This window comes from Teichococcus aestuarii (assembly GCF_042651065.1).
Lineage (GTDB): Bacteria > Pseudomonadota > Alphaproteobacteria > Acetobacterales > Acetobacteraceae > Pseudoroseomonas > Pseudoroseomonas aestuarii.
In genome coordinates, this window is the sequence record NZ_JBHSCH010000025.1 from 37,270 (window position 1) to 52,468 (window position 15,199).

The window sequence follows — 15,199 nt, forward strand, 5'->3', positions numbered from 1 at the left end:
CCGGTCATTCCTTGCGGTGGTCCTCGATGGCGCGCGCCAGGGCACGCGCCTCGTCGGCGGCGGTACCACGCGGCGCGGCTTCCGCCACCCCCAGCCCCTGCGCGAAGGCGCTGGCGAAGGCGGTGCGGTTGCCCAGCGTGGGTGCCAGCACCGGCAGGCCGCGCCGCGCCAGCTCGGCGGCGATCTCGTCGCGCAGGCGGCCGCTGGGGGGCACGCGGTTCATCAGCAGCCGCACCGCGCGCCGCTCGGCGGCCGCCACATCCAGCGTCGCGTCCATCGCCCACAGATCGGCATGCGAGGGCTGCAGCGGCACCAGCACCAGGTCGGCCGCGCGGATGGCGATACGCGAATCGGTGTCGGCGTGCGGCGGCGTGTCGATGATCAGGAAGTCGTGTTCACGGCGCAGCCGGTCCAGCGTGGCCGGCATGCGCCAGCCGGCCACCGCCTCGAAGCGCAGGGCGGCCGCCTGGGCGCGGCCCTGCCGCTCCTGGTTCCACCGCGCCAGGGTCTGCTGCGGGTCGCTGTCCAGCAAGGCCACGCCATGGCCGCTGGCCGCCAGCGCCGTCGCCAGGGTGGCCGCGACGGTCGATTTTCCGGCGCCGCCCTTGCGCTGCGCCACCGCCACCACGAGTGCCATCCCCAACCCTCCTGCCGCCCGACGCTGCCGCGCATCCTGCCCCGGCCGGCGCGTCGGGGCCAGTGGCATGGACGCCGCGCCGCCGCGACCCCACACTGTAAGGACTGGACACGCAGAGGAGTTCCGCCATGAGCGTCGACGACGTGACCCCGGGTGCCACCTGGGAAAGCCTGCGCACGGACCCGGACGCCGTGCTGGTGGATGTGCGCACCGATGCCGAATGGAATTTCGTCGGGCTGCCGGATCTCGGGGAGGCCGGCAAGCAGCCGGTGCTGATCCCCTGGCAGGTCTATCCCAGCATGCAGGTGAACGGCGCCTTCCCGGACCATCTGCGCAAGGCCGGGCTGACGCCGCTGAACAAGCTGTATTTCCTGTGCCGCTCCGGCGCGCGCAGCCTGGCGGCGGCGCAGGCGGCGAAGGCCGCCGGCTTCCAGCACGCCTACAACGTGGCGGACGGCTTCGAGGGGCCGCCGGACGCGGGCGGCCACCGCGGCACCGTGGCCGGCTGGAAGGCCGAGGGGCTGCCCTGGCGGCAGCGCTGAGCGGCGGAGGGGGCGGCCTGCCCCCTCAGTGCTGATGCGCCCGGCGCGTCTCGGCGGCCTTCTTCGCCGAGGCGGAGCGGGCCGCCGCCGGGCGGTGGGCCGAAGCCTCGCCGCCCTTTTGGCCGCCTTCATGCGCGGCGGCGTTGCTGTCCGGGTGGCCGCGGCCCGAGCCGCTCTTGTTGCCGCCGCCCGAATCCTTGTTCACGGTCGCCCAGGCGCGGCGCTCCGCCTCCTCCTCCGGCACGCCGCGGGCCTCGTAGCTTTCCTCGATGTGCTCCGCCTTGCGCTTCTGCTTGTCCGTGTAGGCCGATTTGTCTCCACGCGGCATGGCCGGTCTCCTTCCGGCGAAGGAACGCCCGGCCCGCCGCGTGGTTCCCGCCTCAGCCTGCCCGCTCAACCACAGTTCGGCGTGTGCGCGGTGGCGTCGTGGCCGGGCAGGCCGGGCACGCCATAGCCGGGGAAGACGGTGTTCTCGGCGTCATCCGCCGCAGGCTTGCTGCCGAACCACTTCTCGGAGAGCTTGGCCACCGTGCCGTCCTGCTTCATGCACTCCAGCACGTTCTCCACCGCGTTGCGCAGCGCCGCATTGTCCTTGCGGAAGGGCGCGGCCCAGTGGGCGCGGGTCTCCTTGATGGTGAAGTCCGGCACCAGCATCGGCGCGCGCGTCGCGGCGTAGCGGATGGTGGTGTTGCCGCCCAGCGTGGCATAGACGCGGTTGGCGATGACGGCCTGCACCGCGTCCGGCTGGCTGTCGAAGGTCTGCACCGTGAAGCCGTACCGCTCCGCGTTCTTCTGCGCCCAGGCGTCGTAGGCGGAGCCCTTGTTCACCGCGATGGCCTTGCCGCGGATGTCGTCGAGCGACTTGATCGGCGGCGTGCCCTTGCGGATGCCGAACTGGAACTCGGTGTAGAGATAGCCCTCGGTGAAGAGCAGGTTCTCGGCGCGCTCGGCCGTCACCGTCACCGGCGCGGCCAGGAAGTCGTAGCGCCCGGCGTTCAGCGCCGGCACTAGGCCGGAGAAACTGGCGCTGTCGATGGTGACGGGGCGGCCCATGCGGCGCGCCACCTCGGTGAACAGATCGACGTTGAAGCCCTGCACGCCGCCATCGAGCTTGGGGAAGGCGTGGGGGGCGAAGGTGCCGTCCACCGCCGTGCGCAGCGGCTGCTGGGCCCCTCCTTGCTGGGCGTGGGCGGCGCCGGAGAGCGCGGCCAGCGCCAGCGGCGCGGCAAGGAAGGCGGACAGGACAAGACGACGCATCGGCGAGACACTCCCTGAGGGCCGGGTTACGGCCGGAAATGGCCGCCCGGCTTGCAAGAAGCGTGCAACGGCACGCGCCCGGAGGGAAGGGGGCGCGCCCCCTTCCATGCCATTCAGGCGGCGGCCGCGAACTCCGGGTAGAGGCCGAGCAGCCCCGTCTCGGAGGCGTCGCAGCGGCCGCGCTCGGTGATCAGCCCGGTGACGAGGCGCGCCGGCGTCACGTCGAAGGCCGGGTTGAGGCCGGCGCTGCCGGGGGCGGCGGTGCGCACCGTCTCGACGCGGCCATCCCAGGTCTGGCCGGTGGTCTCCAGCACCTCGCGCGCGTCGCGCTCCTCGATCGGAATCTCGCGCACCCCGTCGCGCACGCTCATGTCCAGCGTGGAATGCGGCAGCGCCACCCAGAAGGGCACGCCATTGTCGTGCGCCGCCAGCGCCTTCAGGTAGGTGCCGATCTTGTTGGCCACGTCGCCCTGGCGCGTCACCCGGTCGGTGCCCACCAGCACGATGTCCACCTCGCCATGCTGCATCAGATGGCCACCGGCATTGTCGGCGATGACGGTGTGCGGCACGCCGTGCTTGCCCAGCTCCCACGCCGTCAGCGCCGAGCCCTGGTTGCGCGGGCGCGTCTCGTCCACCCACACATGCACCGGCAGCCCGGCATCATGCGCCTGGTAGATGACGGAGAGCGCCGTGCCGTAGTCGACGGTGGCGATCCAGCCGGTGTTGCAATGGGTCAGCACGTTGATGGGCTTGCCCGGCTTGCGGGCGGCGATCGCCTGCAACAGAGGCAGCCCGTGCTGGCCGATGCGGCGGCAGGTCTCCACATCGTCCTCGGCGATGTCGGCCGCGGCGGCGTAGGCGGCGGCGGCGCGCGCGCCGGCGGGCACCGGGCGCAGCGCGCGCAGCATGCGGTCCAGCGCCCAGCGCAGGTTGATGGCGGTGGGGCGGGTACGGCCCAGCATGGCGGCCACGGCCTCCAGCGCCGCGTCCGAATCGTCGCGCCGCAGCGCCAGCGCCAGCCCGTAGGCGGCCACGGCCCCGATCAGCGGCGCGCCGCGCACCTGCATCGACTTGATGGCGTGCGCCACCTGCTTCTCGTCCACGAGGCGCAGGATCTCGACCGTCCAGGGCAGGCGGGTCTGGTCCAGGATGCGGACCGACCAGCCATCCTCGGGGTCAACCCAGACGCTGCGATAGGGAACGCCGTCGATCTTCATGGGGGGCAGGCTCCGTCCGTGTGGCCGCGCGCGGGCGGGGGGAGAATTCCGGCCCCCGCATATAGGCGCTTTGCCGCCGCCGCGTCATGTGAAGCGGGCGGGTCAGATCCGCTGGTGCAGGGCGCAGACCAGGGTGAAGAGACGGCGGGAGGTCTCGAAATCCAGCGTCACGCGGCCATCCAGCCGCTGGCAGAGCAGCTCGGCGCCCTCGTTGTGCAGGCCGCGCCGGCCCATGTCGATGGCCTGGATGCGTGCCTCGGAACCGCCTTCCGTCACCGCCTGCTCATGGCTGGCGACCACCATGTGGTAGTCCTTGATCAGCCGGCGGAACGGGCCGAGCGCCAGCGCGATGATGCGCAGCGGCGCATCGCGCGTGTCGTGGATGTCGAAGACCAGGCGGCCGTCGCGGACCTCCAGATGCAGCACATAGGGGCCGGGCGGCAGGCCGGTGGGGTCGAAGCGGTTGCCGGCCAGCAGGTCGGCCACCGCCTGTGCGCGGTCGGCCTCGGCATAGGGGTTGGGCAGGGGGGCGGTGTCCGGCAGGGCAATCCGCTCCAGCCGCTGGTCAGCCATCGCCACGCTGCACCGAGGGATTCACCACCATGGGCTTGGCCGTGCCGTCGCGCCGGCGCACCACGGGGGCGTCGCCCTCGTTGCCGGTCAGGCCGAGGCGCAGCATCCACCCCACCACCGCGCCCTTGACCGGCCGAAGCGTGAGCATGGAGGCGATGGTGAAGAGCGGCAGCCACAGCGCCATGTGCAGCCACATCGGCGGCTCATAGGCCTTCTCGACCCAGAACACGACGGGGACGAAGAGGTGGCCGACGATGAAGATGGTGAAGTAGGGCGGCGCGTCGTCGGCGCGCAGGCGGCCCAGCTCGGCGCCGCAATGGCTGCATTCCGGCACCACGGTCAGATAGCCACGGAACACCTTGCCCTCGCCGCAGAACGGGCAGCGGTTCAGGGCGCCCCGCTTCAGCATGGTGGTGAGCGGCGGGAGCGGCACGGTATCGGTGGAGGCGGCGCGGTCTGGCTCCCAGCGCTCGGGCGGGCGATCCATGGGCATGGTCCTGGCTTTATCGTTTTCAGCCCTGTCGCCGGGCATTTCGTGTGCGGTGCAATAACCGCATGTCCGGCCCCGGCGATCAAGAGCAGCCGCGCGAGCGGGGGCCTTGCGCGGTCGCAGGCTGGCGGAGGATATCTGGCAGATGGGCCATCGTATCCTCGTCATCAACCCGAACAGCTCGGAAAGCTGCACCCGCGGCATCGCCGAGAGCCTGGCGGAGTTCGCCCTGCCAGGGCGGCCGCCCTTCGAGGTGGTCTCGCTGCCCGGCGGTCCGCCCGCCATCGCCTCCTGGCGGGACTGGTACGGCGTGGCCGAGCCGCTCTGCCGCATGGTCGAGGCCGAGCCGGCGGCGGCCTACATCATCGCCTGCGTGTCCGACCCCGGGCTGGAGGCGGTGCGCAGCGTGACGCGGCGCCCGGTCTTCGGCCCGTTCCGCGCGGCGGTGGCGGCGGCGCTGGCGCGGGCGGAGCGCTTCGGCGTCATCGCCTTCGTCGAGGCGTCCAAGGCGCGGCAGCGGCGTGCGCTGCAGGCGATGGGAGCGGAGCAGCGCCTGGCCGCCAGCATCGCCCTCAACCTGCCGATGGAGACGCTGACCGACCCGCAGGCGGCGCGCGGCGCGCTGTGCGATACGGCGCGGGCCCTGGTGGCCGAGGGCGCCGAAGCCGTCATCCTGGGCTGCGCCGGCATGGCCGGGCACCGCGCGGCGGTCGAGGACGCTGCGGGCGTGCCGGTGATCGAGCCCTGCCAGGCGGCGGCGGTGCAGGCGCTGCTGGCGACAGGCTAGAGCCTACTCCGCTCGCACCGGCGCACGGAAAAGGCTCCGGCTCGTTGTTTTCACGAGCATCTTCACGCGATCAGGCAAAGCAGCCTGCTCGCGATCTGCTCCAGGGGGCGGCGGCATTCGGCGAGCCGGGGAGGCCTCTTCCCCTCCCGCCCGGCGCCGCTCCTACCGCCGCTGTCCGCACATGCCGGCGGCGGCGGTCTCAATCGTCATCATCGTCGTCATCCCGCCCACGCCGGCCGCGGCGGCGGTCCTCATCATCGTCGTCATCGTCCCGGTCGTCATCATCCCGGTCGTCGTCATCGTCGTCCCGGTCGCGGCGGCGATCGGACAGCCAGCCGCGACTGCGGCGGCCATCGTCATCGTCGTCGTCATCGTCGTCCGCCCGGGCGGGCGCCAGCGGCAGCAGCAGGCCGCCCATCAGCAGCAGGCCGAACCGGCGGCGGGTCTGGGATTCATCAGCCATGGGATCACCTCCACCGCCGAGATGGCGATGGAGGCGCGGCAAGGCTGCGGCGGTGGCGGCCCTGTTTCCGCCACCTTGCGGAAAGTTTACTCGGCGGCGCGGGCGGCGGGCTGCCATTCCGCCGGCGCCACGCTGCCCGTCTGCTCGACGATACGGCCATAGGCCTCGGGGCGGCGGTGGGCGGCGAAGTTGAAGATGCTGGTGCGGCCCAGCGTGCACTGGTCGAGATCGCAATCGGCCACGATCAGCTCGTCATCCCAGCTCGTCGCCTGGGCCATGATCTCGCCCTGCGGGTTGACGATGATCGAATGGCCGAACAGCTCGCAGCCATCCTCCACCCCCGCCTTGGCCACGCCCACGCCGAAGCAGGCATTCTGGTAGCAGCCGGCCTGGATGGAGAGGTGGGAGTGCAGCACCCGCAGGTGGTGCGCCTCGAAGCCCTTGGCGTCCTGGTTGATGGAGGGCGTGTTGTAGCCCAGCATCACCAGCTCCACCTGCTGCAGGCCGAGCACGCGCCAGGCCTCCGGCCAACGGCGGTCGTTGCAGATCAGCATGCCGATGTTCACCGGCCCCGCCTGGCCGATCGGCGCCCGCACCACGGGGAAGCCCAGATTGCCCACCTCGAAGTAGCGCTTCTCCAGGTGCTGCACCTTGCGCGCCGGGTCGAACTCGCGGTGCCCGGGCAGGTGCACCTTGCGGTACTTCAGCACCACCTCGCCCGAGGGATGCACATAGACGGCGGTGTTGAAGTGCCGCTTGCGCACCACCCCCGTCTCGTCCGCCTCGTGGGCGATCTCGGCATAGCCGAGGTGGAAGCCGATGTTGAACTTCCGCGCCGCCTCGAACAGCGGCGCCGTCTCGTTCGAGGGCAGCGCCTGCTCGTACCAGTGGTCGGCGGCGTTGATGTCCTCCTCGTACCAGCGCGGGAAGAAGGTGGTCAGCGCCAGCTCGGGGAAGACGACGACCTCGGCGCCGCGCCTGTGCGCGGTCTCCATCAGCCGCACCAGGCGGGCGACGACGGCCGCGCGCGGCTCGGCTTTCTGGATGGGGCCGAGCTGGGCGGCGGCGACGGTGAGGCGGCGGGACATGCGGGCTCTCCTCGGCTTCAGTTGCTGGCGGGGCTTCAGTTGCTGGCGGGGGGCAGGGGGTCGATGAAATCGGCCGCGTAGTCCTCCTGCACCGAGGCCACGGCCTGCATGAAGGCTTCGTCCCAGGAATCCTCGAAGGCTTCCATCAGCGCCACGGCGGCCGCCTCGGTCTTCAGCATGGCCAGGCGCTCCTGCCCGGCGATCCAGACGGAGAAATTGCCGTCCTTCTCTTCGCGCACCTCAAACATCGCGCTTTCCTCTGTCTTGCGCCCCTTCGGGGCCGGTGTCGTTCTCGGGGGAGGGCGGCGTCAGCAGCCGGTAGGCGACACGCCCGGCCAGCAGCGCGAACAGGCCGCCGCCGAGCGCGAGCGGCAGGCTGGTGCCGGGCCCGGTGAGCCAGATCCAGAGGGCGAAGGCGCCGACCGTCGCCCCGGCCACCAGCAGGCCGCGCATCAGCCGAGCACGCTCTCGCGGTGCTGGCGCGGCACGAAGCGGCCCTGGCCGGGCTTCGCCAGCACCGTGGCGCCATCCCACACCTGCGCGCCGCGCAGATAGGTGGCGGCCACGCGTGCCTTCATCGGCCGGCCGTGATAGGGCGACCAGCGGGCATCCGGCCGGTCCTGGATGGTCGCCTCGTCGAAGGTGAAGTCGCCTTCCTCCATCACCAGCAGGTCGGCGTCCGAGCCGAGGCGGATGGCGCCCTTCTTCGGGAACAGCCCGTGGTAGCGCGCGGTGTTCTCGGCGCAGTACTTCGCCATCAGCGTCAGCGGCAGGCCGCGCTCGACCAGCATGGAATACATCAGCGGCGCGTAGCTCTGCATGCCGGTGAGGCCCGCGCCGCAGGCGAAGATGTCGTCGCCGAGCTTCTTCTCGCGCTGCCAGGGGGCGTGGTCGGTGGAGACATAGGCCATCTTGCCGGCCACCAGCGCCGCCCACATGCGCTCCACCTCCTCGGCCGTGCGGAAGGGCGGGTTGCACTTGCCGAAGCCCTTGAGGCGGACGAGGTCCTCCTCCGTCATGCAGAGATACTGGATGCAGGCCTCGCCGCTGGCCTTCGCCCCCATGGCGCGGAAGCTCTCGGCGATCTCGAAGCCGCGGGCCACGGAGGAATGGGCGATGTGCACATGCGCCCCCGTCTCCAGCCCGATCTCGAAGATCTCGAGGTCGGCCATGGTCTCGGCCAGCGGCGGGCGGGTGCGGGCGTGCATGATCGGGTCCACCCGGCCGCTGGCCTTCGCCTCGGCGGTCAGGCGCTCGACCAGCTCCTGGTCCTCGTTGTGGACGGCCACCATCAGCCCGGTCTTGGCGATCTCGCGGAAGGCGGCGACCATGGTCGGGTGGTCGATGCGCGGGAAGCGCACCGCGTCGTACTCATAGGTGGAGAGCTTGAAGGCGGAGGCGCCCGCCTCGGCCAGCCCGGCGATCTCGTCGATGCCGCCGGTCTTGCGGATGGTGCCGTAGAGCGCGACGTCCACATGCGAGAGCTGGTGCACCGCCTCCACCTTCTCGTGGAAGATGGCGGCGGAGGTGACGGCGCGCGGGATGTCGTAGGGCATGTCGCACACCGTGGTCACGCCGCCGGCGGCGGCGGACATGGTGGCACCCTCGATGCCGGGCCAGCCGATGGCGCTGCCGGTGTGCATGTGGCCATCCACCAGCCCGGGCAGGATGGTGCGGCCGGAGAAATCGTCCACCTGCTTCGCCGGGGGCAACTCGCCCGCGCCGATCGCCGCGATGCTCTCGCCGCGCACCGCGACATAGCCATCCTTCAGGATGCCGTCCGGGAGCACGAGGTTGCCGCGCAGGACGCGGTCGTAGGGAAGCTGCATGGCCGGGAGGTCCGCCTCGCTCGGGTTGAGGAACGCGGCGGGCAGACTAGGCCCGGCCCGGCCTCCCCTCAACCGGGCGCGGCGCGGATTCGCGCCCGGCGCCGCCCGGGAGGCGAGCCGGGCTCCGGGAGCCTCAGGGCGAGATCACCATGCAGGGGCCGCGCACCTGCCGGCAGATGCGGCGCGCCTGGGCGGCGGAGAGGTCCGTCACCTGGGCACGCCAGAAACGCTTGCCATCCACCCGCACCGCCTGCACCCGGGCGGTGCCGGGGCCGCGCGCCGCGCGGCCGGCCACCTGGCGGGCCGTGCCGCTGTCGGCGAAGGCGCCGACCTGCGCCACCCAGTCGCCGCCACGCGGGGCGGGGCGGGGGGTGCGGCTGGCCGCCGGCGTGGCCGGCTTGATGGACGGCTTCACCGCCCGCGCCACGGGGGCGGCCATCGGCGCCGCCTGCGCCGCGCCTACGAGGCGGGCACCGCCCATGGACGGCCCCCGCGCCATCAGCATGTCGGGCGGCAGGCCGCGCCGGGCCTCGGCGAAGCCGCGGTCGAGCAGCGCCATCACATGGTCGTCGCGCTCGCGGCTGTTGGCGCCGCCGAACACCACGGCCACCAGCCGCGTGCCCTGGCGCTCGGCGCTGGCCGCCAGGTTGAAGCCGCTGGCGCGGATGTAGCCGGTCTTGATGCCGTCCGCCCCGTCATACTCGGTGAGCAGGCGGTTGTGGTTTCCCATGCTCTGCCCGGCGTAGCGGAAGCTGCGGGCGCTGAAATAGGCGTAGCGCCCGGGGAAGTCGTGGATCAGCGCGCGGCTGAGGATCGACATGTCGCGCGCCGTGGTCACCTGGTTGGCGTCCGGCAGGCCGGAGGCGTTGCGGAAGCTGGTGTTGCGCATGCCCAGCGCCTGCGCCTTGCGCGTCATCATGCGGCCGAACTGCACCTCGCTGCCCTGCGCCAGATACTCGCCGAGCGCGGCGGCGGCGTCGTTGGCCGACTTGGTGACCAGCGCCATGACGGCATCCCGCACCGCGATGCTGCCGCCCGCCTTCAGCCCCAGCTTCGAGGGCTCCTGCCCCGCCGCGTGGCGCGAGACGGGGATGCGCGTGCTGGCCGAGACGCGGCCGCGCTCCATCGCCTCGAACACCATGTAGAGCGTCATCATCTTGGTCAGCGAGGCCGGGTAGCGCGGCTCGTCGGCGTTGATCGCCAGCAGCTCCTCGCCCGTGCCGGCGTCGACGACGATGGCGGCGTAGCGGCTGCCGCCGATCTGCGCCCGGGCGGGCGCGGTTGACAGGACAAGCAGGGCCGCGGCGAGCAGTGCGAAGATGCCCGCGCGGCATCGTTGTGTGATGCCGTTCTCCAGCATGATGGCCTTCCCCCTCTGCGCGGCCGCGGCACCGCCCCCGGTGCCTCCGCCGCGCATCCCCCAGGAGCCCCGCCGGCAGGCGCCGCCGGGGCCGAGGCCGGGCCACGCAACCTGCACATCCGGCGCACCGGCCCTTGCTTGGAGGGGCCGCGTGCCGGGCGTGCAGGGTCCCCTGCATGGCCTGGCCGCGCGCACAATGCCGACATGCCGCCTGAGAAGAAAGCGCTTATGGCCTGATCGCGCAGGAAAATCGGCGTGTGGAGCGTTGCGGCGCGATGATGGGGCGCGAAACCGCTGGCGGCGAGCGCCGCCTTCTCACGCCCCAGGCCTGAGCGTGGCGGGGCCGTTGAACACCTGCCGGGCGACGCGCAGCACATCCTCCGCCGCCTCGCTCTGCCGCTCCTCATTCCAGGCCAGCGCCACGCCGACGGCGCGGATCGGCCCGCGCAATTCGCGGAACACCACGCCCGGCGGGTGGATGCGCGCCATGCCGGAGGAAACCAGCGCGACGCCAAGGCCGGAGGCGACGAAGCCGAGCTGCGCCATGGCCGAGCCCACCTCGCGCACGCCGCGCGGCTCGAATCCGGCGGCGCGGCAGGCGGCCACCAGCGCGTCGAAATAGGCCGGGCTGATCGAGCGCGGCAGGGTCAGCAGCGGCGCGCCGGCCAGCGCCGAGAGCGGCAGCGCCTCGGGGTAGGCGGCGAGCAGCGGGTGGCCTTCGGGCAGCGCCGCCACCAGCATGTCCTCGCCGAGCGGCAGCACGCGCACCGGCAGGCGGTCGCGGTCCAGCCGCAGCAGCGCGATGTCCACCTCGCCGCGGCGCAGCGCCTCCACCGCATCGGCCGTGTCCATCTCGCGCACGGCGATCGCGGCCTCGGGGCGCGCGGCGCGCAGCGCCCGCACCAGCGGGGGGAGGTGGTCGAACAGGCCGGAGGTGACGCAGGCGAGGGCCACCGGCGCGTGCCGCCCGGCGCGCTGCTCGCCCGCCAGCGCCTCCAGCGCGCCGGCATCCTCCGCCACGCGGCGCGCCAGCGGCAGCAGCGCCTCGCCTTCGCGCGTCGGCCGCGCGCCCTTGCGGGTGCGCTCCAGCAGCCGCACGCCGAGCTCCGCCTCCAGCGCCTGGATCTGCGCGGTGAGCGGCGGCTGCGACAGGCCGAGCCGCGCGGCGGCGCGGCCGAAATGCCCTTCCTCGGCGACGGCGAGGAAATGCCCGAGGCGGCGGAGGAGTCGGAAATCCATCGGCGATACGGAAAAGCTATCGTGCCGCGCCGTCAATCGGAATGGACGATGGCGTGGACGCGGCGCACAACAGCGCCACCATTCCACACGGATGAGGGAGAACGCCCGCCCATGAAGAAACACCCCGTCAAGGTCCACCCCTCCAAGGCGCTGCTGCCGCGCGAGGAGCAGCTGGCCTGGAAGATCGCCGGCGTCGCCGCCGACAAGGTGGCGGTGCAGAAGCCGGTGGCCGAGATGATCATCAACCGCATCATCGACAACGCGGCGGTGGCGATCGCGGCGATCAACCGCTCCGCCCCCACCACCGCGCGCACCATGGCGCTGGGCCACCCGAGGAAGGGCGGCGCCACGGTGTTCGGCCTGCCGGCGTCGAAGGAGATCTCGCCGGAATGGGCGGCCTGGGCGAACGGCACGGCGGTGCGCGAGCTCGACATGCACGACACCTTCCTCGCCGCCGACTATTCCCACCCGGGCGACAACATCCCCCCCGTGCTGGCGGTCGCGCAGACCATGGGCCGCTCGGGCAAGGACCTGATCCGCGGCCTGGCCACCGGCTACGAGATCCAGGTGGACCTGGTGCGCGCCATCTGCCTGCACGAGCACAAGGTGGACCACATCGCCCATCTCGGGCCTTCGGCGGCGGCGGGCATCGGCACGCTGCTCGGGCTGAAGCAGGAGGTGATCTACCAGGCGGTGCAGCAGGCGCTGCACACCACCATCACCTTCCGCCAGAGCCGCAAGGGCGAAATCTCCTCCTGGAAGGCCTTCGCGCCCGCCCATGCCGGGAAGCTGGCGGTGGAAGCCGTGGACCGCGCCATGCGCGGCGAGGGCGCGCCGAGCCCGATCTACGAGGGCGAGGATTCGGTCATTGCCTGGGTGCTGTCGGGGCGGAGCAACCGTGCCGACGTCTATGGCCCGACCTACTACGAGGTGCCGCTGCCGGAGAAGGGCGAGCCCAAGCGCGCCATCCTCGACACCTACACCAAGGAGCACTCGGCCGAGTACCAGAGCCAGGCGCTGATCGACCTCGCCTTCAAGCTGCGCGAGCAGATCCCGGACCAGGAGGCGATCGAGAAGATCGTCATCCACACCTCCCACCACACCCACTACGTCATCGGCACCGGGGCCAACGACCCGCAGAAGATGGACCCCAAGGCCAGCCGCGAGACGCTGGACCACTCCATCATGTACATCTTCGCCGTCGCCCTGCAGGACGGGCGCTGGCACCACGTGGACAGCTACGCGCCGAAGCGCGCGGGGCGGGCCGACACGGTGCGGCTGTGGCACAAGATCGAGACGCGCGAGGACCCGGAGTGGACCCGCCGCTACCACTCGACCGACCCGGACGAGAAGGCCTTCGGCGCGCGCGTCGAGATCATCTTCAAGGACGGTACGAGGCTGGTGGACGAGATGGCGGTGGCCAACGCCCACCCGCTGGGGGCGAAGCCCTTCGGCCGCGAGGACTATATCCGCAAGTTCGAGATCCTGACCGAGGGGCTGATCACCCCGCGCGAGAGCCGCCGCTTCCTGGAGGTGGTGCAGGACCTGCCGCGCCTGGAGGCCGGCGAGCTGCACCTGCTCAATGTCAGCCTGCCGCGCGGCGCGCTGGCCGAGGGCAAGCCGGGCATCTTCTGACCCGCCGCTGCTGATCCTCCGCCGGCCGGGGCGCGCCACCATGCGCCCCGGCCTCTCCTCTGCTTGGCCCGCCCGACAAGAACACCAAGGAAGGAACGACACCCATGAGCGACACCCAGCCCGAGATCCGCAAGGGCCTGGTCGGCGTCATCGCCGATGTCTCCGCCGTCTCGAAGGTGATGCCGGAGACCAACAGCCTGACCTATCGCGGCTACGCGGTGCAGGATCTCGCCGAGCAGTGCAGCTTCGAGGAGGTGGCCTACCTGCTGTGGAACGGCGAGCTGCCCAACGCCGCGCAACTGGCCGGGTTCCGGCGCGAGGAGGCCTCGCAGCGCGGCATCACGCCGGCGCTGCACCAGGTGATCCAGGCCTTCCCGCACGATGCCCACCCGATGGACGCGATCCGCACCGCGGTGAGCTTCCTCGGCATGGAGGACCCCGAGGCGGCGGATACCTCCGAGCCCGCCACGCGCCGCAAGGCGATGCGGCTGCTGGCCAAGATCCCGACCGCCATCGCCGCCGCGCACCGCGCCACCAAGGGGCAGGCGCCGGTGGAGCCGGACCCGAAGCTCACCTTCGCCGAGAACTTCTTCCATGTCGTGTTTGGTAAGGTTCCGCAGCCCGAGGTGGTGAAGGCCTTCGACGTCTCGCTGATCCTCTACGCCGAGCACGGCTTCAACGCCTCCACCTTCACCGCCCGCACCGTGACCAGCACGGGCGCCGACCTGCACGGCGCCGTCACCGCCGGTATCGCCGCGCTGAAGGGGCCGCTGCATGGCGGCGCCAACGAGGCGGTGATGCACATGCTGGCCGAGATCGGCGAACCGTCGAAGGCGGTGGCGTGGCTGGAGGGCAAGTTCGACCACAAGGCGCTGGTGATGGGCTTCGGCCACCGCGTCTACAAGAATGGCGACAGCCGCGTGCCCACCATGACCAGGTACGCCGAGAAGATGGCCGAGGTGGTGGGCGACCGCCGCTGGATGGAGATGAGCCGCCTGCTGGCCGGCGCCATGCTGGAGCGGAAGAACATCCACCCCAACCTCGACTTCCCCGCCGGCCCTGCCTACCACCTGATGGGCTTCGACATCCCGCTCTTCACGCCGATCTTCGTCGCCAGCCGCATCACCGGATGGGCGGCGCATGTCATCGAGCAGGCGGCGGACAACCGCCTCATCCGCCCGCTCTCGCACTACACGGGGGCCGCGCAGCGCAGTGTGCCGGCGCTCTCGGCGCGCGGCTGATTCACTTTCGTTAAAGGCCTCCGCAGCAGGAACGCGGCGCCGGGTGACGGCGCCGCGTTCGCCGTTCCGGGTCATCGCAATTTCCACGGCCCGCTATTGCAACGGTATCTGGCGGATTTCGTTGACAAGCAGATTGCGCGTGAAGATAGCGTGTTGCCGTCGCGTACCGGTTCCGCGCGATTCGCACGATCCATGTCAAGAGACGACGTGCGTTTCGGATGCCGGCGAGAGCGGCATGGTTCGGAAGGACAGCTCGCATGGGCGGCCAGACAGGGCACCACACCGCGAAGGGCCATCGGCCAATCGGGTGCGGAGCCTTTTCGTCGCGCCCGCTGCAGCCGGGGCTTTCCGGAGCGTGCAGCGCAGGCGGCAGGGCGAAGGCGGTGCGAGGCTGCCCCGCCACGCCGGGCGGCATCGGTTGATAAGAGACAAGGAGTCCAGCACATGAGCGAAGACAACACCGGCAGCCCGCCCCGCGCGCTGCCCATGGCGATGAGCACCAGCCGACGCAGCGCCGCCACGCGGAAGGCGAGCACCGCAGGCCGCAAGGCGCCGGCCAAGGCCACGGCCGCGGCCAAGAAGCCCGCCACGCGCGGCACCGCCAAGGCGGCCGCCAGCAAGACCACGGCGAAGAAGCCGGCGGCCAAGACGACCGCGAAGCCCGCCACCCGCAAGGCCGCCGCGCCGAAGGCAACCGCGACGCGCAAGAGCGCCGCCGCCGGCAAGACCACGACGACGCGCAAGGCCGCGACGACGCGCAAGGCCGCCGCGCCGAAGGCGACCGCGACGCGCAAGAGCGCCGCCGCTGCCAAGAGCACGACGACGCGCAAGGCCGCCGCGC

At 71.8% G+C, this 15,199-nt stretch carries 18 protein-coding genes; 5 read left to right on the forward strand and 13 right to left on the reverse strand.

All coding sequences use genetic code 11. The annotated features are described in order from the left end of the window. Positions 1–4: 4 nt before the first annotated feature. Positions 5–637, reverse strand: a complete 633-nt coding sequence (parA, locus tag ACFOY6_RS11765; protein ID WP_379635094.1) for a ParA family partition ATPase — start codon at positions 635–637, stop codon at positions 5–7. 128 nt (positions 638–765) lie between these two features. On the opposite strand from parA, the gene ACFOY6_RS11770 reads away from it, so the two are divergent. Continuing rightward, entirely contained in the window at positions 766–1,179 is a 414-nt protein-coding gene (locus tag ACFOY6_RS11770; protein WP_109514960.1) for a rhodanese-like domain-containing protein, read from the forward strand. Positions 1,180–1,204: 25 nt separating this feature from the next. Here the strand turns inward: ACFOY6_RS11770 and ACFOY6_RS11775 are convergent, their stop codons facing one another. From ACFOY6_RS11775 to ACFOY6_RS11795, 5 genes are all read right to left on the reverse strand, one after another. Further along, positions 1,205–1,507: a plasmid stabilization protein gene (locus ACFOY6_RS11775; protein ID WP_109514961.1), complete on the reverse strand. Its 303-nt coding sequence runs from the start codon at positions 1,505–1,507 to the stop codon at positions 1,205–1,207. 65 nt (positions 1,508–1,572) lie between these two features. After that, a complete protein-coding gene (locus tag ACFOY6_RS11780) occupies positions 1,573–2,436 on the reverse strand; it encodes a transporter substrate-binding domain-containing protein (protein ID WP_379650883.1) in 864 nt (287 codons plus the stop codon). Between the two features lie 113 nt (positions 2,437–2,549). Further along, positions 2,550–3,653, reverse strand: coding sequence for an S-methyl-5-thioribose-1-phosphate isomerase (mtnA, locus tag ACFOY6_RS11785; protein ID WP_379650885.1), 1,104 nt, complete (start codon positions 3,651–3,653; stop codon positions 2,550–2,552). A 102-nt stretch (positions 3,654–3,755) separates the two neighbouring features. Then, positions 3,756–4,226, reverse strand: coding sequence for a UPF0262 family protein (locus ACFOY6_RS11790; protein WP_109514964.1), 471 nt, complete (start codon positions 4,224–4,226; stop codon positions 3,756–3,758). Then, positions 4,219–4,713, reverse strand: coding sequence for a DUF983 domain-containing protein (locus ACFOY6_RS11795; RefSeq protein ID WP_379635084.1), 495 nt, complete (start codon positions 4,711–4,713; stop codon positions 4,219–4,221). Before ACFOY6_RS11795 ends, ACFOY6_RS11790 begins: the two co-directional genes overlap by 8 nt. A gap of 148 nt (positions 4,714–4,861) precedes the next feature. Here ACFOY6_RS11795 and ACFOY6_RS11800 point away from each other — a divergent pair, with 148 nt between their 5' ends. After that, positions 4,862–5,503 (forward strand): aspartate/glutamate racemase family protein, encoded by a 642-nt coding sequence (locus tag ACFOY6_RS11800; RefSeq protein WP_109514966.1) that lies wholly within the window; start codon positions 4,862–4,864, stop codon positions 5,501–5,503. A gap of 199 nt (positions 5,504–5,702) precedes the next feature. On the opposite strand, the gene ACFOY6_RS11805 is transcribed toward ACFOY6_RS11800, so the two are convergent. From ACFOY6_RS11805 to ACFOY6_RS11835, 7 genes are all read right to left on the reverse strand, one after another. Further along, on the reverse strand, positions 5,703–5,966 hold the full coding sequence (locus ACFOY6_RS11805) for a hypothetical protein (RefSeq protein ID WP_379650888.1): 264 nt from the start codon (positions 5,964–5,966) through the stop codon (positions 5,703–5,705). Between the two features lie 86 nt (positions 5,967–6,052). Then, positions 6,053–7,054 (reverse strand): N-carbamoyl-D-amino-acid hydrolase, encoded by a 1,002-nt coding sequence (locus tag ACFOY6_RS11810; protein ID WP_379635082.1) that lies wholly within the window; start codon positions 7,052–7,054, stop codon positions 6,053–6,055. Between the two features lie 35 nt (positions 7,055–7,089). Further along, the gene (locus tag ACFOY6_RS11815) at positions 7,090–7,302 is read right to left on the reverse strand and encodes a hypothetical protein (protein ID WP_109514969.1); all 213 of its coding nucleotides are present in this window, start codon (positions 7,300–7,302) and stop codon (positions 7,090–7,092) included. Beyond that, positions 7,295–7,507: a hypothetical protein gene (locus ACFOY6_RS11820; RefSeq protein WP_109514970.1), complete on the reverse strand. Its 213-nt coding sequence runs from the start codon at positions 7,505–7,507 to the stop codon at positions 7,295–7,297. Before ACFOY6_RS11820 ends, ACFOY6_RS11815 begins: the two co-directional genes overlap by 8 nt. Next, a complete protein-coding gene (locus tag ACFOY6_RS11825; protein WP_379635079.1) occupies positions 7,507–8,883 on the reverse strand; it encodes a dihydroorotase in 1,377 nt (458 codons plus the stop codon). Before ACFOY6_RS11825 ends, ACFOY6_RS11820 begins: the two co-directional genes overlap by 1 nt. Before the next feature lie 133 nt (positions 8,884–9,016). Further along, complete coding sequence (locus ACFOY6_RS11830; protein ID WP_109514972.1) at positions 9,017–10,243, reverse strand: D-alanyl-D-alanine carboxypeptidase family protein; 1,227 nt, start codon at positions 10,241–10,243, stop codon at positions 9,017–9,019. A 315-nt stretch (positions 10,244–10,558) separates the two neighbouring features. Then, the gene (locus tag ACFOY6_RS11835) at positions 10,559–11,482 is read right to left on the reverse strand and encodes a LysR family transcriptional regulator (protein ID WP_379650890.1); all 924 of its coding nucleotides are present in this window, start codon (positions 11,480–11,482) and stop codon (positions 10,559–10,561) included. A 111-nt stretch (positions 11,483–11,593) separates the two neighbouring features. Here ACFOY6_RS11835 and ACFOY6_RS11840 point away from each other — a divergent pair, with 111 nt between their 5' ends. The 3 genes from ACFOY6_RS11840 to ACFOY6_RS11850 form a co-directional block, all read left to right on the forward strand. Further along, complete coding sequence (locus tag ACFOY6_RS11840; protein ID WP_109514974.1) at positions 11,594–13,117, forward strand: MmgE/PrpD family protein; 1,524 nt, start codon at positions 11,594–11,596, stop codon at positions 13,115–13,117. A gap of 104 nt (positions 13,118–13,221) precedes the next feature. Continuing rightward, positions 13,222–14,358 (forward strand): bifunctional 2-methylcitrate synthase/citrate synthase, encoded by a 1,137-nt coding sequence (locus ACFOY6_RS11845; protein ID WP_379635071.1) that lies wholly within the window; start codon positions 13,222–13,224, stop codon positions 14,356–14,358. 444 nt (positions 14,359–14,802) lie between these two features. Then, a partial coding sequence (locus tag ACFOY6_RS11850; RefSeq protein WP_379650891.1) for a hypothetical protein occupies positions 14,803–15,199 on the forward strand: 397 nt, incomplete at its 3' end.